The following is a 25,080-nucleotide window of genomic DNA, read 5'->3' as shown; positions in this document are numbered from 1 at the left end:
ACCTGATCATGTTGCCTGATCAAGTTGGCGGCCGTCACGGTGGCCGCCGTCACACCGAGCCGCTAGCATCGCGCGAACGAGAACCTGTTCTAGCGCGAGGCGGTCGACGATGTCCGGTCCCGATGTCCACGGCTTCAACCTGTCCACGGTCTTCGCGACCGTGGCGGCCGCGGTGCCCGACCAGGTGGTGCTGGTCTGGCGCGACCGGAGGCTGACGTACGCCGAGATGGACGCCCGCGCGTCCGGCCTCGCGCACCTGCTGGTGGAGCGCGGGCTCGGCGCCCACGAGGACCGCGACGCCCTGGCGGGCCACGAGTCGGGGCAGGACCACCTCGGCATCTATCTGCACAACGGCAACGAGTACATCGAGTCGATGGTCGGGGCGTTCCGGGCCCGGGTCGCGCCGTTCAACGTCAACTACCGCTACGTCGAGGAGGAACTGGTCTACCTCCTCACCGACGCCCGGACGAAGGCGCTGGTCTACCACGCGGAGTTCGCCCCGACGCTGGCCGCGATCCGCGACCAGCTGCCCGACCTGGAGCTGCTCGTCCAGGTGGCCGACGAGTCGGGCCACGACCTGCTGCCGGGCGCCATCGACTACGAGGTGGCCCTCACCACCCCGGCGCCGGCGGCCGGGATGCCGGAGCCGACCGGCGACGACCTCTACATCCTCTACACGGGCGGAACCACCGGGATGCCCAAGGGCGTGCTGTGGCGCAACGACGACATCTACGTCACCTCGATGGGCGGCACGCCCTTCGGCACCAGCGAGCCGTTCGCGTCGTACGACGCCATCGCGGAGGCCGCCCGCAACGCGGGCGGCACCATGAAGCTGCTGATGATCCCGCCCTTCATGCACGGCGCGGCGCAGTGGTCGATGTTCCACACGATCACCAGCGGCGGGACGGTCGTGCTGCCCGACGAGGTGCGCCGACTGGTGCCGATCGACGCCATGAGCGTCGCGGCCCGCGAGAAGGTCGTGAGCATCCCGGTCGTCGGCGACGCCGTCGCGCTGCCGCTCATCGAGGAGGTCGAGCGCGGCGACTACGACCTGTCGGGGCTGGCGGCGTTCAACAACGGCGGCGCCCCGCTGACCCCCGGCGTCCGCGACCGGATCCTCGAGACGCTGCCGCACATCCTGGTGATGGACGCCGCCGGTGCGTCCGAGACCGGGCTGCAGATGAGCTCGCTGTCGCTCAAGGGCATGGAGGCCGGGACGGCGACCTTCAACCCGGTCGCGGCGACGACCCTGGTCGACGACCTCTTCACCCGGGCCCTCGAGCCCGGTGAGGGCGAGGGCTGGCTGGCCCAGCGTGGTCGGGTCCCGCTGGGCTACCTGGGCGATGCCGCCAAGACCGCGCGCACCTTCCCGGTCATCGACGGGGTGCGGTTCTCGATCCCCGGCGACCGGGCGATCGTCAACGCCGAGGGCCAGATCGTGCTGCTGGGTCGCGACGGGGTCACCATCAACTCGGGCGGCGAGAAGATCTTCGTCGAGGAGGTCGAGCGGGCGCTGGCCGCGCACCCCGCCGTACGCGACGTGATCGTGGTCGGCCGCCCCTCCGAGCGCTGGGGCAGCGAGGCTGTCGCGGTCGTCCAGCTCGAGGAGGGTGCGGAGGCGACCGACGAGGAGCTCGTCGCCGAGGCGGAGAAGCACATCGCCCGCTACAAGGTGCCGAAGGCGATCATCCGGGTCTCCACGGTGCAGCGCTCGCCGTCCGGCAAGGCGGACTACCGCTGGGCGAAGACGCAGGCCACCAACTGAGGCGATGACTTCGGGGGTCGGCGGTGGTCTGATGGCGTATGGCTACCTACCTGAACCCCTACCTCAACTTCCGCGCCCAGGCCCGGGAGGCGATGACCTTCTACCAGTCCGTCCTCGGCGGGAAGCTCGACGTGATGACCTTCGCCGACCAGGGCGGCATGGGCGTCCCGGACAGCGAGGCCGACCTGGTCATGCACTCGGCCCTGTCCGTGTCCGACTCCGTGCAGCTGATGGGCGCCGACGTGCCCAGCCACATGGACACCGGGGGCGGCCCCTCGAACGGCTCGATCTCGCTCAGCGGTGACGACGAGACCGCGCTGAGCGGCTGGTTCACCGGCCTGAGCGAGGGCGGCAGCATCACGGTGCCGTTGGAGAAGGCGCCCTGGGGCGACTCGTTCGGCATGTTCACCGACAAGTACGGCGTCGACTGGATGGTCAACATCTCGGGTGCTGCCGAGGGCTGAGGCGCCGCATGCTCTGATACTCCCCATGCCGACGCTGACCCATGACGGACCGCTGTGGACGATCGACCTCGGGGCGGACGAGAACCGCTTCTCGCCCGAGTGGCTGAGCACGGTCGAGGGGTTCCTGGACGACCTCGCCGCCAGCACGGAGCCGGCGGCGCTGGTCACGTCCGCGACGGGCAAGTTCTACACGAACGGCCTCGACCTCGACTGGCTCGGCGCCCACCCCGACGAGCTCGGGTCGTACGTCGCCCGGGTGCACGCGCTCTTCGAGCGGGTCCTCACCCTGCCCGTGCCCACGATCGCCGCCCTCAACGGGCACGCGTTCGGCGCCGGCGCCATGCTGGCGATGGCGCACGACTACCGCGTGATGCGCACCGAGCGCGGCTACTTCTGCTTCCCGGAGGTCGACATCCACATCCCGTTCACCCCCGGGATGAACGCGCTGATCCTGGCCAAGCTGACCCCGCAGGCGGCCGTCGAGTCGATGACGACCGGCCGTCGGTACGGCGCAGACGACGCCTGTGCTGCAGGGATCGTCGACGCCGTCGCGCCGATCGAGGAGCTGGCCGAGGCCGCCGCCGGCCGGGTCCGTGACCTGGCCGGCAAGGACCGGACCACCCTGGCGACGATCAAGGCCACGATGTTCGCCGACGTCGTCACGGCCCTGCGCGAGGGACGCTAGCCGACCTCGACCTGCTCCAGGTCCGCCCAGTCGACGGTCGCGAGGCGCTGCTGGTACTCCGCCACCTCGCCCGGCCAGTTGGTCGTGATGCGGGCGCCGTCGCGGTACCAGCTGTCGCAGCGCGACCAGATGCCCGAGCCGAGCCGGGACTGCATCTCCTCGTCGTACGCCGCCCAGACCTCGGGGCGCACGGCGAGGGCCGGGCCGCGACCGTCGGCGATCCCGCGGGCGACCTGGGCGATCCAGCCGGCCTGCGCCTCGAGCATCTGGATGATCGAGCTGCCGCCGAGGTTGGTGTTGGGTCCGTAGACGCAGAAGAGGTTGGGGAAGCCGGGCACCGCCAGTCCGAGGTGGGCCCGCGCACCGCCGGCCCACACGTCGCGGAGGGCCACGCCGTCGACACCGCGCACGTCGATCGTGCCGAGGTAGTCCTTGGCCGCGAAGCCGGTGCCCCAGACGAGGACGTCGGCCTCGTGCAGGTGGCCGTCGGCCGTGCGCACGCCGGCGGGCTCGATGGCCGTGACGCGGTCGGTGACGACCTCGACGTGGTCGCGGGCGAGCGCGGGGTACCAGTCGTTGGAGAAGAGCAGCCGCTTGCACCCCAGGGGGTAGTCGGGCACCAGCCGGCGACGCAGCTCCGGGTCGCGGACGCCGCGGCGCAGGTGCAGCCGCCAGACCGCGCGGATCGCCGCCATCAGCGGACGCTTGACGAGCGAGGTCCCCTCGAGCGCCCGGTTGAACAGCTCGGTGAGCTCGTACGTCGCCAGCCGCTCGAAGCCGAGCACCTTCGGGAACCGCCGGAAGAGGCGGTGGTGCAGGCGCGAGTAGAGCCGGTCCGGGCGCAGCACGACGTACGGCGCGGACCGCTGGAAGACGGTCATCGCGCCGACCTCGTCGACGATGCCCGGCACGAGCTGGACGGCGCTCGCGCCGGTGCCGATGACGGCGACCCGCTTGCCGCCCAGGTCGACGTCGTGGCGCCACGCGGCCGAGTGGAAGACCGGTCCCGCGAACGTGTCGGCGCCGGGGAGGTCCGGGATCACCGGCTCCGAGAGCTGGCCCACGGCGGCGACCACCACGTCGGCGTCGTACGTGCCGTTCGTCGTGGCGACCTGCCACCGGCCGCCGTCCCAGGTCAGGCCGGTGACGGTGGTGCCGGTGCGCACCCGGTCGAGGAGGCCGTCCGCCGCGGCCGTGCGCTCGATGTAGTCGAGGATCTCCGGCTGGGGCGAGTAGCGGCGCGACCAGTCAGGGTTGGTCGCCCACGACCAGGAGTAGAGGGGGGAGGGGACGTCGCAGGCCGCGCCGGGGTAGGTGTTGTCGCGCCAGACCCCGCCGACGGCGTCCGCGCGCTCGAGGACCGTGACGTCGGTGACGCCCGCCTCCCGCAGCGCGTGGGCCGCGCCGAGACCGCCGAAGCCGGCGCCGATGACCACCACTCGAGGACTCATGGGTCCGACCGTAGGGCCCCAGGCGCCGCGAGGATCCATAATTCCGGTCATGGTGGGCTTCGAGGCGGCCGCGGTCCGGGACTGGGACTTCCCGCGCGCCGCCGCGGGGGTCGCGCTCCTGGTCGAGCACGCCCGCGAGCACGGCGTCCCGGACGACGTCGTGCTGGCCGGCACCGATCTGACCGCGGTCGGTGCCACGGAGGTCACCGCCGCCCAGGAGCTCCGCGTCGTGCGCAACCTGCGCGCCCGGCTCGGCGAGGTCGGACCCGACGTCGGGCGGCGCTACCGGGCGGCGACCTTCGGCGTCCTCGGCTACGCGCTGCTGGCGAGCCGCACGGTCCACGAGGCGATGAACCTCGCGCTGCGCTTCCTCGACCTCAGCCACGCGTTCGCGATCCCGCGCGCCGAGCTCGACGGGCAGCAGGTGCGGGTCGTCGTGTCCGGCGACGGGCTCCCCGACGACGTACGCCGGTTCCTCGTCGAGCGGGACGCGGCCGCGATCCGGGCGGTGCTCGTCGAGCTCGCCGCGATGCCGGTGCGGTTGACGACGACCGGCGACGATCGCGTCCTGACCTTCGACGTCGCCGAGCTCGGACGTCCGCTGTCGCACTCGGACCCGACCACGCTGGTGGGCTTCGAGGCGGCCTGCCGCGAGGTCGTCGGTCACCGCCGCGAGCGCACGGGCTTCGCCGGTGAGGTGCGGGTGCTGGTGACCCAGCGGCTGCCCGGCGGAGCGCCACTGGCGGCGGTCGCGGCCGCGCTGGGCGTCAGCGAACGCACCCTGCGGCGTCGCCTGTCCGCGGACGGCACCGGCTACCAGCGGCTGCTCGACGAGGTGCGGGGCTCGATGGCCGAGGAGCTGCTGGGCACCGGCCGGCTCTCGGTGGAGGAGGTCGGCCTGCGGCTCGGGTACGCCGAGGCGTCCAGCTTCATCGCCGCGCACCGGCGGTGGACGGGCGCGACCCCGGGAGCGCGCGCACGTCGCTGACGCGCCACCTCGCTGCCACCGGAGCGAGGTCGTTCGTTCACCGGGGGCTGGTCGGATCGGGCCGACATCCTGACTCGGAAGGAATTCCGCCGCATGCATGCACGCACTCGCCGGCCCTGGCTCGCGATCGCCGGCCTCGCCGCACTCTCGGTCTCCGTCACCGGCACCATCGCCTTCGCGGGCACCGCAACCACCAGCGCCCTCAACGAGCACGGCGGAGCCACCCGCAACGCGGGTGACCGCACCGACGCCGTGCGCAAGGCCGTCGTCGGCGGACACGCCCGCAACGTCATCCTCTTCATCGGCGACGGCATGGGCGACTCGGAGATCACCGTCGCCCGCGACTACGCCAAGGGCGCCGCCGGGCGGTTCGCCGGGATCGACGCGCTCCCGCTGACGGGCCAGTACACGACGTACTCGCTCGACAAGACGACCGGCCTGCCGGACTACGTGCCCGACTCGGCAGCGACCGGGTCCGCGTGGTCGACCGGCACGAAGACCTACGACAACGCGATCTCGGTCAACCTCGCCGGTCAGCCGCAGCAGACGCTGCTCGAGCTCGCGAAGGCGAACGGTCTCAAGACCGGCGACGTGACCACGGCCGAGATCCAGGACGCCACCCCCGCCGTCCTGGTCTCGCACATCTCGCAGCGCTCCTGCTACGGCCCGGTCAAGACGACCACCACCTGCCCGGAGGCGGCCAAGGAGAACGGCGGCCTCGGCTCGATCACCGAGCAGCTGCTGGACACCCGGCCCGACGTGACTCTGGGCGGCGGCGCGACGACCTTCGCCGAGACCGCGACGGCGGGCACCTGGGCCGGCCAGACGCTGTCCCAGCAGGCGACGGCGCGTGGCTACGCCACCGTCACCGACAAGGCCGGGTTGGCCGCCGTGACGAAGGCGGACCAGGACAAGCCGCTGCTGGGCCTCTTCGCGCCCGGCAACATGCCGGTGCGGTACGCCGGTCCGGCAGCGACGGTGGGTGGTTCGAAGCTACCGGCCGAGAAGTGCACGGACAATCCCGACCACGTCGCGACCCTGCCGACGCTCGCCGACATGACCACGAAGGCGATCGACCTCCTCGACAACCCCGACGGCTTCTTCCTCCAGGTCGAGGGCGCCAGCATCGACAAGCAGGACCACGCCGCCAACGCCTGCGGTCAGATCGGCGAGACCGTCGACCTCGACGAAGCCGTCCAGGCCGCGATGGCCTACGCCAAAACGCACGGGAACACCTCGGTGTTCGTGACCGCCGACCACGCGCACTCGAGCCAGATCATCGAGGTCGGGAGCACCAGCCCCGGACTCAGCGTCACGCTGACGACGGCCGACAACGCGCCGATGGCGGTCAACTACGGCACGGCGCCGTCGGGAGGCTCGCAGCAGCACACCGGCTCGCAGCTGCGGATCGCGGGCTACGGCCCCGGTGCGGCCAACATCGTCGGCCTGACCGACCAGACCGACCTCTACTTCACCATCCGCAACGCGCTCGGCCTCGCGGACGACGCCGAGCACGCCAGCGACAAGGCGAAGGTCTCGGCCACGCCCGCGAAGGTGAAGCCCGGGCAGAAGGTCACGATCACCGCCAGCAAGTTCTACGGCGACCGGCGGGCGACGGTGAAGATCACCGGCCCGGCGCGCTCGACGGCCACCCGGGAGCTCTCGGGCGGCCTGCTGACGCTGACGATCAAGCCCAAGAAGCCGGGCACCTACAAGATCACCGTCACCGGTGCCCAGTCCGGCAAGGTCGCCAAGGACACCGTCAAGGTGGTCAAGCCCAAGAAGCGTCGCTGACACGACCGCTGTGATGCTGGCCCGCCCGAGATCATCGGGCGGGCCAGCGTCATGTGCGGGTCGTCAGGTGATCGTGAAGCCGCCGTCGACGGCCAGCGTCTGACCGGTGATGTAGCTGGCGGCGTCCGAGGCGAGGAAGACCGCCGTGGCGGCCAGCTCGACGGGGTCGCCCTGACGGCCGGCGGGGATCCGGTGGGCCTGGGTCTCGAGGTAGCCGGGCGGCAGCTCGTCGGTCATCTCCGAGGCGAAGAAGCCCGGGGCGAGCGCGTTGACGCGGATGCCCTTGCGTCCGGTCCACTGCTGGGCGAGGTCACGGGTCATCCCGATCAGCCCGGCCTTGGAGGAGGCGTACGCCGCCTGGGGGAGCCCCGCGGTCGTGATGCCCAGCACCGAGCTGATGTTGATGATGCTCGAGCCCGGCTGCATCACCCGGCCGCAGGCCTGTGCCATCCAGTAGCAGCCGTTGAGGTTGACGTCGATCACCCGGCGGAAGTCGTCGGGCGCCTCGCGGGTCGCCGGCGCCGCCGTACCGATGCCGGCGTTGTTGACGAGGATGTCGACGCGGCCGAACTCCTCCATCGCGAGCGCCACCAGGTTGCTGCAGGAGTCGGGGTCGGCGACGTCGGTCTGGACGGTGAGGGCGCGGCGTCCGGCCGCCTCGACGAGCGCGGCGGTGTCGGCGAGACGGTCGACGCGACGGGCGCCGAGGACCAGGTCGGCGCCGGCCTCCGCCAGGCCCTGGGCGAACGCGACGCCGAGGCCGCTGGAGGCGCCGGTCACGACGGCCACCTTGCCGTCGAGGCTGAAGAGGTCCGGGACGGTGCGGGTGTCAGTCATGGGGAGAATGTAGCGACGCCCGGATGTCCGACTTCAGCACCTTCCCCACCTTCGAGCGCGGGAGGTCGGCCCAGACCTCGATCTGCTTGGGCGCCTTGACGCTGCCGATGCGGGCCTTCACGAAGCTCGTGACCTCGACCGGGTCGATGCTCGCGCCGGGGCGCAGCTGCAGCACTGCGGTCACCCGCTCGCCCCACTTGTCGTCGGGCAGTCCGATCACCGCGCAGTCCTGGACGTCGGGGTGCGCCATCAGCGCCTGCTCGACCTCGGTCGAGTAGACGTTGAACCCGCCGGTGATGACCATGTCCTTGGCCCGGTCGACGATGTGCAGGTAGTTGTCCTCGTCGAGGTAGCCGATGTCGCCCGTGTGGTGCCAGCCGTACGCCGACGCCTCGGCGGTGGCCTCGGGGTTGCGGTGGTAGCCGGCCATGACGAGCGAGCTGCGCACGACGATCTCCCCGCGCTCGCCCCGGGGGAGCAGGGCGCCCTCGTCGCCCATGATGGAGACCGTCACCAGCGGAGCTGGTCGCCCCGCTGATGACAGCCGCTCGTGGGCGATGCTTCCGTCCTCGTGGAAGTGGTCGCGGGGTGGCAGCGTCGAGATCATCATCGGCGCCTCGGTCTGCCCGAAGAGCTGGCCCATCACGGGCCCGATCCGCTCCAGCGCCTCCGCGAGGCGGGTCGCCGACATCGGCGCGGCGCCGTACCAGAAGCACTGCAGCGACGAGAGGTCCGCGGCGTCGAGCGCCTCGTGCGCGAGCACCATGTAGATGAGCGTGGGCGGCAGGAACGTGTGGGTGACGCGGTGCCGCTCGACCAGCTCGAGGAAGTGCCCGACGTCGGGTGAGCGCATCACCACGATCTCGCCGCCGAGCGCCAGCACCGGGAAGCACAGCACGCCGGCCGCGTGGGTGAGCGGCGCGAGCGCGAGGTAGACCGGCCGACCCTCGAACGGGTAGCTCATCAGGGTGATGGCCGTCATCGTCTCCAGGTTGGTGCCGGTCAGCATCACCCCCTTGGGCCGGCCGGTCGTGCCCCCGGTGCCGACGATCATGGCCAGGTCGTGCATGGGGGGAGTGTCGATGGGGGGAACGTCGACGACGACATGGCCGGTCACGAAGTCCTCCCACGACAGCGCGTCGGGCACGACACCGTCGAGGCAGACCAGCGTGGTGAGCTGGGGAAGGTCACCGCGGATCTGCTGGACGAGCGGGGCGAACCGCTCCTGGAAGAACAACGTGACGCACTCGAAGAGCTCCAGGAGCTCCTGGTTCTCGCCGGCCTCGTTGCGCGGGTTGATCGGGCACCACACCGCGCCCGCTCGGCTGATGCCGAAGACGCAGGTGAACGCCAGCGGGTCGTTGGCCGACAGGATCGCGACCTTGTCGCCGGGTCGTACGCCGTGCCCGACGAGCGCCGCGGCGATCTGCCCGCTGAGGTGCTGCACCTCGGCGTACGTCCGCGTCTCCCCATCGGTCGTCAGGCAGGGCGCGTCCGGTCCGAGGGACGCGCCCTTGTCGAGGTAGTCGGCGAGTCGCACCCTCAGCCCTCGACCGTCAGCACCGGCTCGGAGACCAGCCCGAAGCTGCGCAAAACGCCGAGCAGCTCGCGGTGGCCGAAGGCCTGGCACCCCGAGGCGAACCCGACCCGCTTGGGCGGCTGCTGGAGCAGCGAGTACGCCGCGTAGGCCTGCAGCGCGCCGGTCTGCTTGTAGTTCTGGTTGCCGTGGATGACCACGTGCGCGCGGCCCAGCGGTCCGGAGGCGTGCACGGAGTCGAGCGACTTGTTGACGCGCGGGTTCTCCCGCGGCGGCATCTGGCTCATCACCTGCGAGGCGGTGGCCGTGAGGGCGGCGTACTTCTCGTCGGGCGCCATGTCCTTGGTCGCCTCGACGGCCGCGGCGACGATCTGCGGGACGCCGGTCATCAGCGCCTTGTTGAAGACGCCGCCGAGCACCTTGCAGGTGGCGACCCGGGGGTCGCGTCGGTACCAGACCGGGTGGGACGTGCCGCCCCACGGCAGGGCGAGCGCGAGCTCGTGCTGGCCCGGGATGGCGAGCTGGTAGAGGCCGGCCTCGGGGTCCCAGGGGGCGTACTGGTTCTGCTCGAGGTAGTACGCGCCGGCCAGTGCGGCGTTGACCAGGATGGTCAGCGTCGAGGCGACGGTCGGGCTGCCGCCCCAGAAGACGGCGATGTCCAGGGTGTCGAGGCCGGGCTTCTCGAGCGCGACCTCGGCCGCGATCTCACCGGTCGTGTACATCTGGGCGATGCCGGGCGCCAGCAGCAGGCCGGCGGCGGCGAAGTCGGCGCCGTACTGCTCGTCGCAGGTGATCAGCCAGTCCTGCTCGCCGGTGGTGTCGGTGTAGTGGACGCCGGCGGCGAGGGCGGCCTCGACGACAGCCGGGCCGAGCTGGCTGAACGGTCCGACGGTGTTGAGGACGACGGACGCGCCGTCGAGCAGGCCGGCCAGGGACTCGGGGCTGCCGTCGCACTCGACGACCTCGTAGTCGGCGGTCTCGATGCCGGCGACGTTGGACTCCATCGAGCTCTTCAGCCGCCCGCCGTCACGACCGGCGGCGACGAAGGGGACGTGGTACTCGCGGAGGTACTCGCAGATCAGCCGGCCGGTGTAGCCGGAGGCGCCGTAGACGACGACGGGCTTGTCGCTGGTCATGTCACATCCCCATCCCGCCGTCGACCGGGAGGCCGACGCCGTTGACGAAGCGGGCGTTGTCGGAGGCCAGGAAGACCACGGCGTCCGCCATGTCGGCGACCTCGCCGAGGCGTCCGGACGGGGTCAGCTCGATGACCGCGCCGACGGCCTCCTCGGGTGAGCCGAAGAGCCCCAGCTCGGCCATGTCGACCGCGAGGCCCTGGCCCATCGCGGTGGGGACCAGGCCGGGGTAGATGCAGTTGACGCGGACGCCGTACCCGAGCTTGCCGGCCTCCATCGCCGCGACGCGGGTCATCCGGTCGACGGCCGACTTGGTGGCCGAGTAGATCGGGATGCCCGGGAAGGCGATCGTCGCGGCGACCGACGAGATGTTGATGATGCTGCCGCCCTTGCCGGCGACGCCGTCGGGCCGCATCGCGCGCAGGCCCCACTTGAGGCCGAGCGCGGTGCCGAGGACGTTGACCTCGAGCATCGTGCGGATGTCCTTCGGGTCCACGTCCACGATCAGGCTGCTGATCTCGACGCCGGCGTTGTTGACCAGGACGTCGAGGCCGCCGAAGCCGGAGGCGGTCGCCGTCACGGCGTTCTCCCAGCTGCCCTCGTCGGTGACGTCGAGGTGCACGAACCCGTGACCGTCGCCCTCGAGCGAGTCGGCGACCTTCTCGCCGAGGTCGTCCTGCAGGTCGGCGACGACGACGCGCGCGCCGGCCGCGGCCAGGGCGCGCGCCATGCCTTCGCCGAGGCCCTGGGCGCCCCCGGTGACGAGGGCCGTGCGGCCGGTGAGATCGAGCTGGGACATGGAGGTCTCCTCGCGACGAAGTGGTGGTCGTCACAACGTAGGCGGCAACCCTTGACGACTGTCAAGACTTTGCTGGACATTCGTCAAGAGAATTCGATCCCGCTACAGTGACCGCCGAGGAGGCGACCGATGGCAGGCACCAAGCAGGCGCGGCGCGCCCCGGCGGACAAGTACGACGAGCGCCGCAACCAGCTCGCGGAGTCGGCCCTGCAGACCCTCGGCGAGCTCGGCTACGCCCGCACGAGCCTGCGGGAGATCGCCAACAACTCCGAGTTCACCCACGGCGTCGTGCACTACTACTTCGCCGACAAGCTCGAGCTGATCGTCTACTGCGTGCGCTACTACAAGGCCCGCTGCGTGACCCGCTACGACGCCGTGGTCGACGACTCGACCACGCCCGAGGAGCTGCTCGACGCGTTCGCCGCCAAGCTGGTCGAGACCCTCCGCGAGGAGGCGCCGATGCACCGCCTCTGGTACGACCTGCGGACGCAGAGCATGTTCGAGGTCAAGCTCCGCGAGGCCGTGCTGATGATCGACCAGACGCTCGAGGACATGATCTGGCGGGTGGTCAGCAAGTACGCCGACCTCTGCGGCCGGCCGCCGGCGATGACCCCGCACGCGGCGTACGGCGTCCTCGACGGGCTCTTCCAGCAGGCGCTGCTCGGCCACCTGACCGGCGACGCGGCCGCGGTCGACGCGATGGCCGCCCAGGTCCACGAGCTGATGCCGCTCATGGTGACGCCCGCCGCCGCCTGACATTCGGGTACCCTGGGTGCATGCGCAGGACCCTGCTCCTTAGCCAGCCGCACTGATCACCTTCTCAGTGCGGCCACCCCTCACGCCCGAGGGGTTTTTTTGTGCCCCGGGCCGGCTGGCAGGATCCCGACGAACGTGGAGAGAGACGAGATGAGCGAGCACGACGAGGCCGCGACGTACGACGTACGCGCCACCCAGGACAAGTGGCTGCCGGTCTGGGACCGGATGGAGCCCTTCCGCGCCGACGACGACTCACCGCGCGAGAAGAAGTACGCGCTGACGATGTTCCCCTACCCGAGCGGCGACCTGCACATGGGTCACGCCGAGGTGACCGCCCTGCACGACGTGATCGCGCGCTACTGGTGGCAGCGGGGCTACGAGGTCCTGAACCCGATGGGCTGGGACTCCTTCGGCCTGCCCGCGGAGAACGCCGCGATCCGCAACAACGAGCACCCGGCGACCTACACCTACGCCAACATCGAGACGCAGTACGAGTCGTTCAGGCGCTACGGCATCTCGTTCGACTGGTCGCGCCGGCTGCACACCTCCGACCCGGAGTACTACCGCTGGACGCAGTGGCTGTTCCTGAAGTTCCGCGAGCGCGGGCTGGCCTACCGCAAGAACAGCCCGGTCAACTGGTGCCCCAACGACCAGACCGTGCTGGCCAACGAGCAGGTCGTCGACGGCAGGTGCGAGCGCTGCGGCCACGAGGTCACGAAGCGCGAGCTGACCCAGTGGTACTTCAAGATCACCGAGTACGCCCAGGAGCTGCTGGACGAGTTGGACAACCTGGAGGCCACCTGGCCGGCCCGGGTCGTCGCCGCGCAGCGCAACTGGATCGGGCGCTCCGAGGGTGCACACGTGTCGTTCGCCATCGAGGGTCGCGACGAGCCGGTCACCGTCTACACGACGCGGCCGGACACGATCTTCGGCACCACGTTCCTGGTCGTCGCGGTCGACTCGCCGCTGGCCGCCGAGCTGGTGACCGAGGGGCAGCGCGAGGCCTTCGAGGCCTACCGCGAGGAGATCCGCAAGGAGACGGAGATCGAGCGGCTGTCGGCCGACCGCCCCAAGACCGGCGTCGACCTGGGCGTCACCGCGACCAACCCGGTGACCGGCGCGCAGATCCCGGTCTGGGCGACCGACTACGTGCTGGCCGACTACGGCACCGGCGCCGTCATGGGCGTGCCCGGCGGCGACCAGCGCGACTGGGAGTTCGCCACGGTCATGGGCCTGGAGATCATCCGGACCACCCAGACCCCCGAGGGCTTCGACGGCGAGGCCTTCCACGGGGAGGGCCCTGCGATCAACTCGCCGGCCGACGGCGTCGACGCACCCCTGGACATCAACGGGCTGTCCGTCGCGGAGGCCAAGCGGGCGACGATCGACTTCCTGGAGCAGCAGGGCACCGGCAAGGGCGCGGTCAACTTCCGGCTGCGCGACTGGCTGCTGAGCCGGCAGCGCTACTGGGGCGTGCCGATCCCGATCATCCACTGCGAGACGGACGGCGAGGTCGCCGTGCCGTACGACCAGCTGCCGCTGGAGCTGCCCGAGCTGCGCGGCGCCGACCTGAAGCCGAAGGGCGTCTCGCCGCTGGCGGCCGCCTCCAACTGGGTCGACGTCGAGTGCCCCACGTGCGGCGGCCCGGCCAAGCGCGACAGCGACACGATGGACACCTTCGTCGACTCGTCGTGGTACTTCCTGCGCTACTGCTCGCCCGGCTACACCGAGGGCCCCTTCGACGTGGCCAAGGCCAACGCGTGGATGGCCGCCGACATCTACGTCGGCGGCGTCGAGCACGCGGTGCTGCACCTGCTGTACGCGCGCTTCTTCACCAAGGTGCTGCGCGACATGGGGATGCTGGAGGTGGGCGAGCCGTTCGCCGCCCAGCTCAACCAGGGCTTCGTCATCAACCGCGGCAAGAAGATGAGCAAGTCGCTGGGCAATGGCGTCAGTCTGGGGGACCAACTTGCGGAGTTCGGAGTGGACGCCGTCCGCCTGACCCTGGTCTTCGCCGGTCCGCCGGAGGACGACATCGACTGGGCCGACATGTCGCCGGCCGGCTCGCTGCGGTTCATCCAGCGCGCCTGGCGGCTGTCGGGCGACGTCACGTCGCCCGTCGGCGCGTCGCCGGAGGGCGGCGACGTCGCGCTGCGGCGGATCACCGCTCGCACGGTGCACGACGCGGCCGAGCTGGTCGAGGCGTACCGCTTCAACGTGATGATCGCCAAGGTCATGGAGCTGGTCAACGCGACCCGCAAGGCCATCGACTCCGGGTGCGGTCCCGAGGACCCGGCCGTGCGCGAGGCCACCGAGGCGGTGGCGATCCTGCTGTCGCTGGTGGCGCCGTACACGGCCGAGGAGATGTGGGAGCGGCTGGGCCACGAGCCCACCGTCGCCCGCGCCGGCTGGCCCGTGGTCGACCCGGCGCTGCTGGTCGAGGAGTCGGTCGTCGCCGTCGTCCAGATCCAGGGCAAGGTCCGGGCGCGCCTGGACGTGGCGCCGGACATCTCCGAGGCCGACCTGGAGAAGCTGGCGCTGGCCCACGCCGACGTCGTACGCGCGATCGACGGACGTGAGGTGCGCAAGGTGATCGTGCGCGCGCCCAAGCTCGTCAACGTGGTCGTCTAGCTCGTCGGCTAGGTCGTTCGTCTAGCCTTCCCGCATGCCGGTCGTGATCGTCACCGACTCGACCGCCAGCCTCCCTCCGGAGCTGGCGGCCGAGCGCGGCATCCTGGTCGTCCCGCTGCAGGTCGTGATCGGGGCGACCGTGTACGACGAGGGTGCGGACGGCGCGACGCCCGACCTCGTGGCCGCCGCTCTCAAGGAGTGGCGACCGGTCAGCACGTCGCGCCCGGGGCCGGCGGCGCTGCTGGAGGTCTACGAGCAGGCCGCGCGCGACGGTGCCACCGAGATCGTGTCGGTGCACCTGTCCGGTGACATGAGCGGCACCTTCGAGTCGGCGCAGCTCGCCGCGCGGGACTCCTCGGTGCCGGTGGTCCCCGTCGACACCCGGCAGGTGGGCGTCGCGACGGGGTACGCCGCGCTCGCGGCGGCGGACGTCGCCGACGCCGGCGGCTCCGCGGAGGACGCAGCCAAGGCGGCGCGTGCTCGGGCGGAGGCGTCGTCGTCGCTGTTCTACGTGGACACGTTGGAGTACCTCCGCCGCGGTGGCCGGATCGGCGCCGCCGCAGCCCTGCTCGGCGGCGCGCTCGCCGTGAAGCCGCTGCTCCAGATCGAGGACGGCAAGGTCGCGTCGCTCGAGCGCGTGCGCACCTCGGCACGGGCGCTGGCGCGGCTGGAGGAGCTCGCCGTGCAGCGGGCCGGGGAGGACGCGGTCGACGTCTGCGTGGCGCACCTCGCCAGCCCCGACCGGGCCGGCCAGCTCACCGACAGGCTCGCGGCCCGCCTCGAGGCCAACCTCGAGGGGCGCGAGGTCTGGTGCGGCGAGCTGGGCGCCGTCCTGGGTGCGCACGTCGGGCCCGGCATGATCGCGGTCTGCGTCGCCCCGCGGCTCTGACCCAGCCCGCTATCTGTCCACAGCGTCGTCCCTGGAGCCGTTGTGCACAGGCACTCCTCCTGCGGACGCCGACGGTCGGTGACGCTGCCTAGCGTCGCGGCATGACCTCTCTCCGACCTCGTGCCGGCCACCAGGAAGCAGTTGCCCGGCGGTTGGACCTGCTGACCGCCGAGCTCGCGTCGACCCGTCCGGACGAGCCACCGGAGCCGGCCGCCGCCGACGAGCCGTGGCTGGCGGGGCACACTCGGGTGCGGCCGCTGCGCGCGGTGCCCGATCCCTCTCCCGATCTCGGCTCCCACCTGCCGCCCGGCCCGGCCCCGCCGGTGCTGCCGGTGCCGGGGCGGCACGCGGCCCGTCGCGCCCGCACTCCGACGGGCCTGGTGCCGGAGGCGCTGCGGGGGCGGGTGGCGCTCGGCCCGACCCAGCTGGTCGTGGTCGCGGTCCTGGTGGCGGTCGGGCTCGCCGTGACCGGGTGGTGGCTGGTCCGGGGTGACCCGGAGCAGATCGAGGCGCCCCCCGCGACGAGCCCGTCGGGCGCGGCGACGCCGCTCGCCGAGGCCACGCCGGCCGCCGCGAGCACCGGCGCCCCGAGCGCGGTCGCCGCGGGCACGGTGACGGTCGACGTGACCGGGAAGGTGCGCCGTCCCGGCATCGTCGTGCTCGACACCGGGGCGCGGGTGGTCGACGCCGTGAGGTCCGCCGGTGGGGCGCGACGCGGGGTCGACCTCGGGTCGCTCAATCTGGCCCGGGTGCTGGTGGACGGCGAGCAGATCGTGGTGGGTGGACCTCCGGCACCGACCGGGAGCGCTGCCGCTGCGGCCGGGGCCGGGGCGCCGGGCGGCCCACTGGTCAACCTCAACACCGCGACCGAGTCCGAGCTCGAGTCGTTGCCCGAGGTCGGGCCGGTGACCGCGCAGTCGATCGTCGCGTGGCGCACCGAGCACGGCGGCTTCACCTCGGTCGACGAGCTGGTGGAGGTCGACGGCATCGGCGACGCCACGCTCGCCCAGATCGCTCCGCACGTGACGATCTGAGGTGATCGACCTCCGGATGCTCGCCCTCGCGGGGGCGGCGTGGGCCGGTGCCGGGCTGGGTCGCTGGCTCGGCTGGTGGGTGGTCCTCGCCGTGGGTGTCGCCGTCGTCGGCCTGTGGGCGCTGCGGCGGCGGATGGGCAGCACGGCGGCCCGCACTGCGTTCGGGGCGCTTCTCGTCGTCGCCGCGGTCGGCACCGTCACCGTGCTCCGCGTCGACCAGGTGGGACACGGCCCGGTCGCCGCGCTGGCCGCTGACGGCGCCGCCGTGCGGGTGGTCGGCACGGTCCGGTCCGATCCGCGGGAGGTGTCCGGCCGCTACGGCGACCTGGTCGTGACCCGCCTCGAGCTGCGCGCGGTGACCGGCCGCGGCGCGTCGTACGCCACCGCGGCGCCGGTGCTCGTGATCGGCGACGCCGACTGGCTCGACGTGCCGCTGGGCTCGCGGGTGGAGGCCGCCGGTCGTCTCGGCCGAGCCGACGACGACGACCTCGCCGGAGTCCTGTCCGCGCGCGGTCCGCCCGAGGTCGTCGCCGAGCCCGACCTCTGGTGGCGCGGAGCCGCCGCCGTGCGCGGATCGATACGGGACGCCGTGGCGCACCGCCCGGCGGACCAGCGCGCGCTGGTGCCGGCGCTCGTCGACGGGGACGACGCGGGCCTGGACGACGGACTGGCCGATGACTTCCGGATCACGGGGCTGACGCACCTGCTGGCGGTGTCGGGCACCAACCTCACGCTGGTGGTGGGGTTCCTGCTCGTGCTGGCCCGCTGGGCGGGCCTGCGCGGCCGGGCGCTGCTGGTCGTGGGCGCGCTGGGCATCGTCGGGTTCGTCCTGCTCGCGCGCACCGAGCCGAGCGTGCTGCGGGCGGCGGTGATGGGGACGGTGGCGCTGCTGGCGATGGGTGCCGACGGGCGTCGCCGCGGCGCGCGAGCGCTCGGCGTGGCCGTCGTGGTCCTGCTGCTGGTGCAGCCCGGGCTGGCCGTGCAGCCGGGCTTCGCGCTCTCGGTCTTGGCGACGGCGGGGATCGTGTTGCTCGCCCCGGGCTGGCGCGACGCGATGATGCGGTGGCTGCCCCGGTGGGTGGCCGAGGCGATCGCCGTCCCGTCGGCGGCCCAGCTTGCCTGTACGCCGGTCGTCGCCGGGCTGTCGGGCCAGGTGAGCCTGGTCGCGGTGGCGGCCAACCTCGCCGCGGCGCTCGCGGTCGGTCCGGCCACCGTGCTGGGACTCGGCGCCGGCCTGGTCGGGCTGGTGGTGCCGGTGGCGGGCCGCCTGCTCGGGACGCTCGCCGCGTGGTGCGTGGCGTGGATCATCGCGGTCGCCACCCGTGGCGCCGCGCTGCCGACGGCGGCGCTGGACTGGGGGAGCGGCGCGCTCGCGCTGGGCGTGCTCAGCGTCCTGGTCGTGGTGATCGCGCTGGCGGGACCGTTCGTGCTGCGGCACCCGGTGACGGGAGTCGGGTGCTGCCTGCTGCTCGCGCTCGTGGTGGTCGTCCGGCCGCCGAGCCCGGGCTGGCCGCCGCCCGGCTGGGTGCTGGTCGCCTGTGACGTCGGGCAGGGGGATGCCCTGGTCCTCAACGCCGGGCCGGGTGCGGCCGTCGTGGTCGACAGCGGCCCGGAGCCGGCCGCCGCCGATCGGTGCCTCGACCGCCTGGGCGTCGACACGGTGCCGCTGGTGGTGCTGACCCACTTCCACGCCGACCACGTCGATGGCTTGTCCGGGGTGGTCGACGGCCGGACGGTCGGCGCGGTGGAGACCACCACCCTGCGCGACCCGCCGGGAGGCGTGCGCGAGGTCGAGTCCGTCGCCGGGTCGGCCGGCCTGACACCGGCCCCGACGCCGTACGGCGCGACCCGCCGCGTGGGCGCCGTGACCCTCCAGGCGCTGTGGCCGCCTCCGGGTGCGCCGACGACCGGCCCGGGCGACGGCAGCACCGCCAACGAGGCCAGCGTGGTGCTGCTCGCCGAGGTGGGCGGGATCCGGATCCTGCTCACCGGCGACATCGAGCCCGAGGGCCAGGAGGCGCTGGCCCGGTCGCTGCCGGGTCTGCAGGTCGACGTCCTCAAGGTGCCGCACCACGGCAGCCGCTACCAGGACGAGCCGTGGCTGCTCTCCCTCGGCGCCCGCGTCGCGCTGGTCAGCGTGGGTGCCGACAACGACTACGGGCACCCCGCCGACGCGACCCTGGAGCCGCTCGAGGACGCCGGCACCCGAGTGCTGCGCACCGACCTGGAGGGCGACCTCGCGGTCGTCTCCGACGACGGGGAACTGGCGACGGTGACGCGCTGACGCCCGACGCTGCGACGTCCGTGGGCTGTGGGACGCTACGTGCAATGTCCAGTTCCTCGCCCCGCGCTGCAGACGTCCTCGGTCGGGTCACCCTGGTGACCGGCAAGGAGGAGTTCCTCAACGAGCGCACGGTCGTGGCCGTCCGCGACAGCATCCGGCACTACGACGCCGAGTCGGAGTTCGCCGAGACCGTGGGATCCGACCTGTCGCTGGCCACCCTCGGCGAGCTGGCCGCTCCGTCCCTCTTCTCGAGCATCCGCTGTGTCGTGGTCCGGGGCCTGGAGAACCTCCCGGAGGAGTCGGTCGACGGCCTGCTCGCCTACGCGGCGGCTCCGGCCGACGAGGTCGCCCTCGTGCTGGTCCACGGTGGCGGACCGAAGGGGAGCGGCACCCTCACCAAGCTGCGCAAGCTGGCCACCGTCACCGAGTCCAAGTCGGGCGAGCTGCGAGCATCGGAGTACCCGAGCTTCGTGTCGGCCGAGGTCCGCGGCCACGGCGCCACGATCGACCCCGACGCCGCCGACTTCCTCGTCCAGGCCGTCGGCCAGGACCTGCGCTCCCTCGCGGCCGCGGCCGACCAGCTGACCAGCGACTTCGCGGGCCAGCCGATCACGTCCGACAAGGTCAAGCAGTACTTCGGTGGGCGGGCCGAGGCCAAGTCCTTCGCCGTCGCCGACGCGGCCTTCTGGGGGCGTCGCACGGAGGCGCTCGAGGAGCTCCGCTGGGCGCTCGACGGGGGTACGGCGGCGGTGCTGGTCACCTCCGCGTTCGCGGGCGGCGCCCGCGGGGTGGCGCGCTACAAGTCGGCGCCCCGCGGCATGCGCGACGCGGACCTGGCCCGCGAGGTCGGCGTGCCGCCCTGGAAGCTGCGCACCATCCGTGACCAGTCCCGCGGCTGGTCCGACGGCGGGATCGCCCGCGCCATCCAGGCCATCGCCCGCGCCGACGCCGACATCAAGGGGGCCGCGAGCGACGCGTCCTACACCCTCGAGCGCCTGGTGCTCAGCGTCACCGCGCTCCGCGACCCGCGCTGAGACGGCGCGCAAACGGCACTGACCCGCCAGATCGAGGATCTGACGGGTCAGCGAACGACCGACGTGCCGCCTGACATCAGGCGGCGGGGTGGATCAGAGCGAAGCGGCCTTCTTGGCGATCGCGGACTTGCGGTTCGCGGCCTGGTTCTTGTGGATGACGCCCTTGGAGGCGGCCTTGTCGAGCTTGCGGGCGGCGTCCTGGCCGGCCTTGACGGCCACGTCCTTGTCGCCGGCCTCGGCGGCCTCGCGGAACTTGCGGACGGCGGACTTGAGGCCCGTCTTCACCGCCTTGTTGCGCTCGTGCGCCTTCTCGGCCTGCTTGTTGCGCTTGATCTGGGACTTGATGTTCGCCACTGGTGTGCCTTCGCGTCGGTGTTGGGTCGGTCGTCTTAACGTCGGGTTGCGCGCACGGTGCTGTGAGCATGGTGATGGCACTCGTGACGCGACGGACAAGGCTAGCAGCGGGGCTCGGCTGCCACCAATTCAGGACCAACCCCGGCGCTCGGCCAGCCACCGCCAGCAGACCTCGCCCTGCCACCGCTGCACGTCGCGGATGTACGGCGACGTCGGGGGCACCGGCTGCGCGGCGGACATCAGGAAGTGCCCGGTCACCAGCGCGATCGCGATGTCGATCGACTCGGCGGGCACGTCGCGGGTGATCGGCGAGGCGGCGAGGACGGCCTCGACGTCCAGTCCGTCGCCGCGCGGGCCGATCATCAGGAAGACCGTGTCCAGCCAGGCGGCCCCGACCGCCGGCCAGTTCCAGTCGCACAGCAGCACCCGGCCGTCCGGCGTCAGCATCAGGTTGTCGTCGCGGACGTCGGTGTGCACGAGCGTGTCGCCGACCACCACCTCGGCGTACCGGGCGGCCAGCGCGGCGGCCTCGTCGAGGTGCTCGGCGATCCCGGGCAGGTCGGGCAGGTCCGCACGCACCTTCTCCCAGTACGCCGGCAGGTCGGCGTAGTCGGCGACGAACGTGTCGGACGCCAGCCCCGCGGGTGCGGGCGTGAGCACGGCGGCCATCCGCTCGGTCATCGCCACGCACGCCTCCAGGTCGGTCATCCGCCACGGCCGACGCGGCGCGCGCGACTCGACGTACTCGATCCCGAGCACCACCCAGTCCTCGTCGGCGATGTGCCACAGCAGCTGCGGCGCGGGCGCGGTGGCCGGCAGCGCCGCCAGCTTGCGCGCCTCCTCGCGGTAGGCCTCGGCGAACGTCCGCTGGGCCCGCACCGATGCCGCCTTGACGAAGTGCCTGGATCCGTCCGCGCAGGTGAGCACCGACGCGAAGCCGGGCGTGAAGCCCGCCCCCTGCGAGGTGGCGTCCACGACCGGTGAGCCGCAGCGCCGGTCGATCAGCGCCCGGATCTGCGGCGGCAGGTGTGGCCACTCGAGCCGACGTGCGGTCCGGCCGTGCGGGATGGTCGTGGGGAGACGTGCGTCAGGCATGCGCCAATCCTTCACCACGACCCTCACTAGGCTTCGACCGTGCCGGACAACGATCGTGAGCGCGACCTCGACCGCTTTCTCACCTTCATCGACGCGATCGTCGCCATCGCGATCACGCTGCTGGTCCTGCCGCTGGTGGAGCTGACCGCCGACCTCGGCGAGTTCGACACCGTCGGCGACCTGCTCGACGAGCACCAGACCCAGATCTGGGCGTTCCTGCTCAGCTTCGTGGTCATCGCCCGGCTCTGGTTCGTGCAGCACCGGTCGGTGCGCCACGTGCTCCGCTACCACGGCAGGATCGCCCAGCTGCTGATGCTCTGGGTCCTGACGATCGTCTTCCTGCCGTTCCCGACGGCACTGGTCGCGGCGGAGGGCAGCAGCGCGGTCACCAAGCTCCTCTACATCGGCTCGATGGTGGTCTCGACCGCCGTGCTCACGCTGCTGGAGGCCCTCCTGGTGCGGCACCCGGAGCTCACTGACGGGCACGACGACGCCGACCCCGTCGACGGGGTCACCAACGTCCTGCTCCTGCTCGCCGCCCTGGGCATCTCGATCGCCGTGCCCGCCACCAGCTACCTGCCCTTGCTGCTGCTGCTCGCCGCGGGCCGGGTCGCGGACGGGTGGCGGCGCCTGCGCGGACGCGGCCCGCGCCGTACTCGTGTGGGAGAATGAGGCCGCCCCCCGAACGTGACCCGAGAGACGTCTGTGCCCAACGCTGCTGCGCCCCTGCCCGGTCAGACCGACCCCGCGATCCTCCGCAACTTCTGCATCATCGCGCACATCGACCACGGCAAGTCCACGCTCGCCGACCAGATGCTCCGGCTGACCGGCGTCGTCGACGCGCGGGCGGCCCGGGCGCAGTACCTCGACCGCATGGACATCGAGCGCGAACGCGGCATCACGATCAAGAGCCAGGCCGTGCGGATGCCCTGGACGGTCCCGGCCGACAACGCCGAGATCGCCGAGCCGGGCACCTACGTGCTCAACATGATCGACACCCCCGGCCACGTCGACTTCACGTACGAGGTGTCCCGCTCCCTCGAGGCATGCGAGGCCGCCATCCTCCTGGTCGACGCCGCCCAGGGCATCGAGGCCCAGACGCTGGCCAACCTCTACCTCGCGATGGGCGCCGACCTCCACATCATCCCGGTGCTCAACAAGATCGACCTGCCCGGCGCCAACCCGGAGAAGTACGCCGCGGAGCTCGCCGGCCTGGTCGGCTGCGACCCGGCCGACGTCCTCCGCGTCAGCGCCAAGACCGGTGAGGGCGTCGAAGGCCTGCTCAACGAGATCGTGAAGCAGACCCCAGCACCCGTCGGCGACGCCGACGCTCCGCCCCGCGCCCTGATCTTCGACTCGGTCTACGACACCTACCGCGGCGTGGTCACCTACGTCCGGGTCATCGACGGCAAGCTCAGCCACCGCGACCGGATCAAGATGATGTCGACCGGCGCCGTGCACGAGATGCTCGAGGTGGGCGTGATCAGCCCCGAGCCGGTCAAGGCCGGCGACCTGGGCGTCGGCGAGGTCGGCTACCTGATCACCGGCGTGAAGGACGTCCGCCAGTCCCGCGTCGGCGACACCGTGACCAGCCAGCACAACGGCGCCACCGACGCCCTGGGCGGCTACAAGCACCCCAACCCGATGGTCTACTCCGGGCTCTACCCGATCGACGGCGACGACTACCCGACGCTGCGCGACGCCCTCGAGCGGCTGCAGCTCAACGACGCCGCGCTGACCTTCGAGCCCGAGACCTCCGGCGCGCTCGGCTTCGGCTTCCGGATCGGCTTCCTCGGCCTGCTGCACATGGAGATCACCCGCGACCGGCTCGAGCGCGAGTTCAACCTCGACCTGATCTCGACGGCTCCCAACGTGGTCTACGAGGTCCTGATGGACGACGGCTCTGAGCTGGTGGTGACCAACCCGAGCGAGTACCCCGAGGGCAAGATCGCCGAGGTCCGCGAGCCGGTCGTGAAGGCGACGATTCTGTCGCCGAGCGACTACATCGGCACGATCATGGAGCTCTGCCAGACCAAGCGGGGCAACCTCCAGGGCATGGACTACCTGTCCGAGGACCGCGTGGAGATGCGCTACGTCCTGCCGATGGGCGAGATCGTCTTCGACTTCTTCGACCAGCTGAAGTCGCGCACCAAGGGCTACGCCTCGCTCGACTACGAACGCTCCGGCGAGCAGGCCGCCGACCTGGTCAAGGTCGACATCCTGCTCCAGGGCGAGCCCGTCGACGCGTTCTCGGCGATCGTGCACAAGGACGCGGCGTACTCCTACGGCGTGATGATGGCCAGCAAGCTGAAGGACCTGATCCCGCGCCAGCAGTTCGAGGTGCCGATCCAGGCCGCGATCGGCGCCCGGGTGATCGCCCGCGAGAACATCCGCGCCATCCGCAAGGACGTGCTCGCCAAGTGCTACGGCGGTGACATCACTCGCAAGCGCAAGCTGCTCGAGAAGCAGAAGGCCGGCAAGAAGCGGATGAAGAACATCGGCACCGTCGAGGTCCCGCCCGAGGCCTTCATCGCCGCGCTCTCGACCACGCAGCCGTCGGAGAAGACCAAGAAGTAGTGGTCGCACTTCCCCCCGGCTTCCTCGCGTACGCCGCCCGCGGGCCGGAGTGGCAGGGGTTCCTCGACCGGCTGCCCGCGCTCGTGCGCGACCTGTTGGGGGAGTGGCAGCTCACCGTCGACGGCGAGCCCACCCACGGGTACGCCGCCCTCGTGGTCCCGGTCCGCACTTCCGCGGGACGACCGGCGGTGCTCAAGGTGGGCTGGCCGCACGAGGAGGCCGAGCACGAGCACCTCGCGCTCCAGCACTGGCACGGCCGCGGCGCCGTGGAGCTGCTCCGGGCCGACCCGCGCCGCTACGCGCTGCTGCTCGAGCGGCTGCACCGCGAGGACCTCGGCGACCTGTGGGACGTCGAGGCGTGCGAGGTCGTCGGGGGGCTCTACGGGCGCCTGCACGTGCCGGCACCGCCGCAGCTCCGCACGCTCTCGTCGTACGCCGAGCGCTGGGCCGCGGAGCTCGACGCCCTCCCGCGGGACGCGCCCCTGCCGCGGCGGCTGGTCGAGCAGGCAGCCACGCTCGGCCGCGAGCTGAGCCGCGACGAGTCGGCTCCGGGCCGGATGATCCACACCGACCTGCACTACGCCAACGTGCTGGCCGGGGACCGGGAGCCGTGGCTGGCCATCGACCCGAAGCCGCTCCACGGCGACCCGCACTACGAGATCGCCCCGATGCTCTGGAACCGCTGGGACGAGCTCGCCGACGCGCCGCGCAGCGTCCGCGACGGGATCCGGCTCCGCTTCCACACCCTCGTCGACGTCGCCGGCTTCGACGAGCGGCGCGCCCGTGACTGGGTCGTGGTGCGGACGATGGTCAACGCCCTCTGGCGGCTCCAGGACCCGCCCGGCACCCGGCGGCAGCTGCCCACCGACGACTACCTGACCCGGTGCATCGCCGTCGCCAAAGCCGTCCAGGACTGAGACCCGTGCGCCCCGGGGTTTGAACCACCGATTCGGACGGAAGTGTCACTTAA

The 25,080-nt window shown here is 72.0% G+C and carries 21 protein-coding genes; 14 read left to right on the top strand and 7 right to left on the bottom strand.

What is annotated here, in order from left to right:
* Window positions 1–109: 109 nt before the first annotated feature.
* The 3 genes from ABEA34_RS03530 to ABEA34_RS03520 are packed head-to-tail and all read left to right on the top strand — an operon-like array spanning window position 110 to window position 2,914.
* Entirely contained in the window at window positions 110–1,765 is a 1,656-nt protein-coding gene (locus ABEA34_RS03530) for an acyl-CoA synthetase (RefSeq protein WP_345519337.1), read from the top strand.
* 38 nt (window positions 1,766–1,803) lie between these two features.
* Window positions 1,804–2,229 carry a VOC family protein gene (locus ABEA34_RS03525; RefSeq protein WP_345519336.1) on the top strand — a complete coding sequence of 142 codons (426 nt, stop codon included), beginning with the start codon at window positions 1,804–1,806 and terminating at the stop codon, window positions 2,227–2,229.
* Between the two features lie 25 nt (window positions 2,230–2,254).
* Window positions 2,255–2,914 (top strand): enoyl-CoA hydratase-related protein, encoded by a 660-nt coding sequence (locus ABEA34_RS03520; RefSeq protein WP_345519334.1) that lies wholly within the window; start codon window positions 2,255–2,257, stop codon window positions 2,912–2,914.
* On the opposite strand, the gene ABEA34_RS03515 is transcribed toward ABEA34_RS03520, so the two are convergent.
* Window positions 2,911–4,365, bottom strand: a complete 1,455-nt coding sequence (locus ABEA34_RS03515; RefSeq protein WP_345519332.1) for a flavin-containing monooxygenase — start codon at window positions 4,363–4,365, stop codon at window positions 2,911–2,913. The two genes, ABEA34_RS03520 and ABEA34_RS03515, sit on opposite strands and share 4 nt — an antisense overlap.
* 49 nt (window positions 4,366–4,414) lie before the next feature.
* Between ABEA34_RS03515 and ABEA34_RS03510 the strand changes: the two genes are divergently transcribed.
* Complete coding sequence (locus tag ABEA34_RS03510; RefSeq protein ID WP_345519330.1) at window positions 4,415–5,353, top strand: AraC family transcriptional regulator ligand-binding domain-containing protein; 939 nt, start codon at window positions 4,415–4,417, stop codon at window positions 5,351–5,353.
* A gap of 93 nt (window positions 5,354–5,446) precedes the next feature.
* Entirely contained in the window at window positions 5,447–7,147 is a 1,701-nt protein-coding gene (phoA, locus tag ABEA34_RS03505; RefSeq protein ID WP_345519328.1) for an alkaline phosphatase, read from the top strand.
* A gap of 63 nt (window positions 7,148–7,210) precedes the next feature.
* Here the strand turns inward: phoA and ABEA34_RS03500 are convergent, their stop codons facing one another.
* From ABEA34_RS03500 to ABEA34_RS03485, 4 genes are read right to left on the bottom strand one after another with little or no spacing between them, the layout of a single operon-like run.
* Window positions 7,211–7,984, bottom strand: a complete 774-nt coding sequence (locus ABEA34_RS03500) for an SDR family NAD(P)-dependent oxidoreductase (RefSeq protein ID WP_345519326.1) — start codon at window positions 7,982–7,984, stop codon at window positions 7,211–7,213.
* On the bottom strand, window positions 7,977–9,524 hold the full coding sequence (locus ABEA34_RS03495) for an acyl-CoA synthetase (RefSeq protein WP_345519324.1): 1,548 nt from the start codon (window positions 9,522–9,524) through the stop codon (window positions 7,977–7,979). Before ABEA34_RS03495 ends, ABEA34_RS03500 begins: the two co-directional genes overlap by 8 nt.
* A 2-nt stretch (window positions 9,525–9,526) precedes the next feature.
* Entirely contained in the window at window positions 9,527–10,657 is a 1,131-nt protein-coding gene (locus tag ABEA34_RS03490) for a DUF5938 domain-containing protein (RefSeq protein WP_345519322.1), read from the bottom strand.
* A 1-nt stretch (window position 10,658) separates the two neighbouring features.
* A complete protein-coding gene (locus tag ABEA34_RS03485; RefSeq protein ID WP_345519321.1) occupies window positions 10,659–11,456 on the bottom strand; it encodes an SDR family NAD(P)-dependent oxidoreductase in 798 nt (265 codons plus the stop codon).
* Between the two features lie 129 nt (window positions 11,457–11,585).
* On the opposite strand from ABEA34_RS03485, the gene ABEA34_RS03480 reads away from it, so the two are divergent.
* The 6 genes from ABEA34_RS03480 (at window position 11,586) to holA (ending at window position 20,084) form a co-directional block, all read left to right on the top strand.
* Window positions 11,586–12,212, top strand: coding sequence for a TetR/AcrR family transcriptional regulator (locus ABEA34_RS03480; RefSeq protein ID WP_345519319.1), 627 nt, complete (start codon window positions 11,586–11,588; stop codon window positions 12,210–12,212).
* Between the two features lie 150 nt (window positions 12,213–12,362).
* Window positions 12,363–14,843 (top strand): leucine--tRNA ligase, encoded by a 2,481-nt coding sequence (gene leuS / locus ABEA34_RS03475; protein ID WP_345519317.1) that lies wholly within the window; start codon window positions 12,363–12,365, stop codon window positions 14,841–14,843.
* A gap of 34 nt (window positions 14,844–14,877) precedes the next feature.
* Window positions 14,878–15,732, top strand: coding sequence for a DegV family protein (locus ABEA34_RS03470; RefSeq protein WP_345519315.1), 855 nt, complete (start codon window positions 14,878–14,880; stop codon window positions 15,730–15,732).
* 101 nt (window positions 15,733–15,833) lie between these two features.
* Window positions 15,834–16,766: a ComEA family DNA-binding protein gene (locus ABEA34_RS03465; protein ID WP_345519313.1), complete on the top strand. Its 933-nt coding sequence runs from the start codon at window positions 15,834–15,836 to the stop codon at window positions 16,764–16,766.
* Between the two features lies 1 nt (window position 16,767).
* The gene (locus ABEA34_RS03460) at window positions 16,768–19,050 is read left to right on the top strand and encodes a ComEC/Rec2 family competence protein (protein WP_345519311.1); all 2,283 of its coding nucleotides are present in this window, start codon (window positions 16,768–16,770) and stop codon (window positions 19,048–19,050) included.
* A 44-nt stretch (window positions 19,051–19,094) separates the two neighbouring features.
* The gene (gene holA / locus ABEA34_RS03455; protein WP_345519309.1) at window positions 19,095–20,084 is read left to right on the top strand and encodes a DNA polymerase III subunit delta; all 990 of its coding nucleotides are present in this window, start codon (window positions 19,095–19,097) and stop codon (window positions 20,082–20,084) included.
* Window positions 20,085–20,177: 93 nt separating this feature from the next.
* Here the strand turns inward: holA and rpsT are convergent, their stop codons facing one another.
* Together rpsT and ABEA34_RS03445 are read right to left on the bottom strand one after the other, a co-directional pair.
* On the bottom strand, window positions 20,178–20,438 hold the full coding sequence (rpsT, locus tag ABEA34_RS03450) for a 30S ribosomal protein S20 (RefSeq protein ID WP_345519307.1): 261 nt from the start codon (window positions 20,436–20,438) through the stop codon (window positions 20,178–20,180).
* A gap of 129 nt (window positions 20,439–20,567) precedes the next feature.
* Entirely contained in the window at window positions 20,568–21,533 is a 966-nt protein-coding gene (locus ABEA34_RS03445) for a phosphotransferase (protein WP_345519303.1), read from the bottom strand.
* A gap of 39 nt (window positions 21,534–21,572) precedes the next feature.
* On the opposite strand from ABEA34_RS03445, the gene ABEA34_RS03440 reads away from it, so the two are divergent.
* Genes ABEA34_RS03440 through ABEA34_RS03430 form a run of 3 tightly spaced genes read left to right on the top strand, consistent with a single transcriptional unit; the run spans window position 21,573 to window position 25,027 of the window.
* Window positions 21,573–22,205 carry a TMEM175 family protein gene (locus ABEA34_RS03440; RefSeq protein WP_345519301.1) on the top strand — a complete coding sequence of 211 codons (633 nt, stop codon included), beginning with the start codon at window positions 21,573–21,575 and terminating at the stop codon, window positions 22,203–22,205.
* A 33-nt stretch (window positions 22,206–22,238) separates the two neighbouring features.
* The gene (gene lepA, locus ABEA34_RS03435) at window positions 22,239–24,110 is read left to right on the top strand and encodes a translation elongation factor 4 (protein ID WP_345519299.1); all 1,872 of its coding nucleotides are present in this window, start codon (window positions 22,239–22,241) and stop codon (window positions 24,108–24,110) included.
* Entirely contained in the window at window positions 24,110–25,027 is a 918-nt protein-coding gene (locus ABEA34_RS03430; RefSeq protein ID WP_345519297.1) for an aminoglycoside phosphotransferase family protein, read from the top strand. The genes lepA and ABEA34_RS03430 overlap by 1 nt, the downstream gene beginning before the upstream one ends.
* Window positions 25,028–25,080: the final 53 nt, after the last annotated feature.

This window comes from Nocardioides conyzicola (genome assembly GCF_039543825.1).
Taxonomy (GTDB): domain Bacteria; phylum Actinomycetota; class Actinomycetes; order Propionibacteriales; family Nocardioidaceae; genus Nocardioides; species Nocardioides conyzicola.
This window is presented reverse-complemented; position numbering and strand designations above follow the sequence as displayed.

Excerpts from the sequence above, each read along its gene's own strand:
- ABEA34_RS03530 (WP_345519337.1), top strand. The coding sequence starts at position 110 with ATGTCCGGTCCCGATGTCCACGGCTTCAACCTGTCCACGGTCTTCGCG.
- ABEA34_RS03525 (WP_345519336.1), top strand. The coding sequence starts at position 1,804 with ATGGCTACCTACCTGAACCCCTACCTCAACTTCCGCGCCCAGGCCCGG.
- ABEA34_RS03520 (WP_345519334.1), top strand. The coding sequence starts at position 2,255 with ATGCCGACGCTGACCCATGACGGACCGCTGTGGACGATCGACCTCGGG.
- ABEA34_RS03515 (WP_345519332.1), bottom strand. The coding sequence starts at position 4,365 with ATGAGTCCTCGAGTGGTGGTCATCGGCGCCGGCTTCGGCGGTCTCGGC.
- ABEA34_RS03510 (WP_345519330.1), top strand. The coding sequence starts at position 4,415 with ATGGTGGGCTTCGAGGCGGCCGCGGTCCGGGACTGGGACTTCCCGCGC.
- phoA (WP_345519328.1), top strand. The coding sequence starts at position 5,447 with ATGCATGCACGCACTCGCCGGCCCTGGCTCGCGATCGCCGGCCTCGCC.
- ABEA34_RS03500 (WP_345519326.1), bottom strand. The coding sequence starts at position 7,984 with ATGACTGACACCCGCACCGTCCCGGACCTCTTCAGCCTCGACGGCAAG.
- ABEA34_RS03490 (WP_345519322.1), bottom strand. The coding sequence starts at position 10,657 with ATGACCAGCGACAAGCCCGTCGTCGTCTACGGCGCCTCCGGCTACACC.
- ABEA34_RS03485 (WP_345519321.1), bottom strand. The coding sequence starts at position 11,456 with ATGTCCCAGCTCGATCTCACCGGCCGCACGGCCCTCGTCACCGGGGGC.
- ABEA34_RS03480 (WP_345519319.1), top strand. The coding sequence starts at position 11,586 with ATGGCAGGCACCAAGCAGGCGCGGCGCGCCCCGGCGGACAAGTACGAC.
- leuS (WP_345519317.1), top strand. The coding sequence starts at position 12,363 with ATGAGCGAGCACGACGAGGCCGCGACGTACGACGTACGCGCCACCCAG.
- ABEA34_RS03470 (WP_345519315.1), top strand. The coding sequence starts at position 14,878 with ATGCCGGTCGTGATCGTCACCGACTCGACCGCCAGCCTCCCTCCGGAG.
- ABEA34_RS03465 (WP_345519313.1), top strand. The coding sequence starts at position 15,834 with ATGACCTCTCTCCGACCTCGTGCCGGCCACCAGGAAGCAGTTGCCCGG.
- holA (WP_345519309.1), top strand. The coding sequence starts at position 19,095 with ATGTCCAGTTCCTCGCCCCGCGCTGCAGACGTCCTCGGTCGGGTCACC.
- ABEA34_RS03445 (WP_345519303.1), bottom strand. The coding sequence starts at position 21,533 with ATGCCTGACGCACGTCTCCCCACGACCATCCCGCACGGCCGGACCGCA.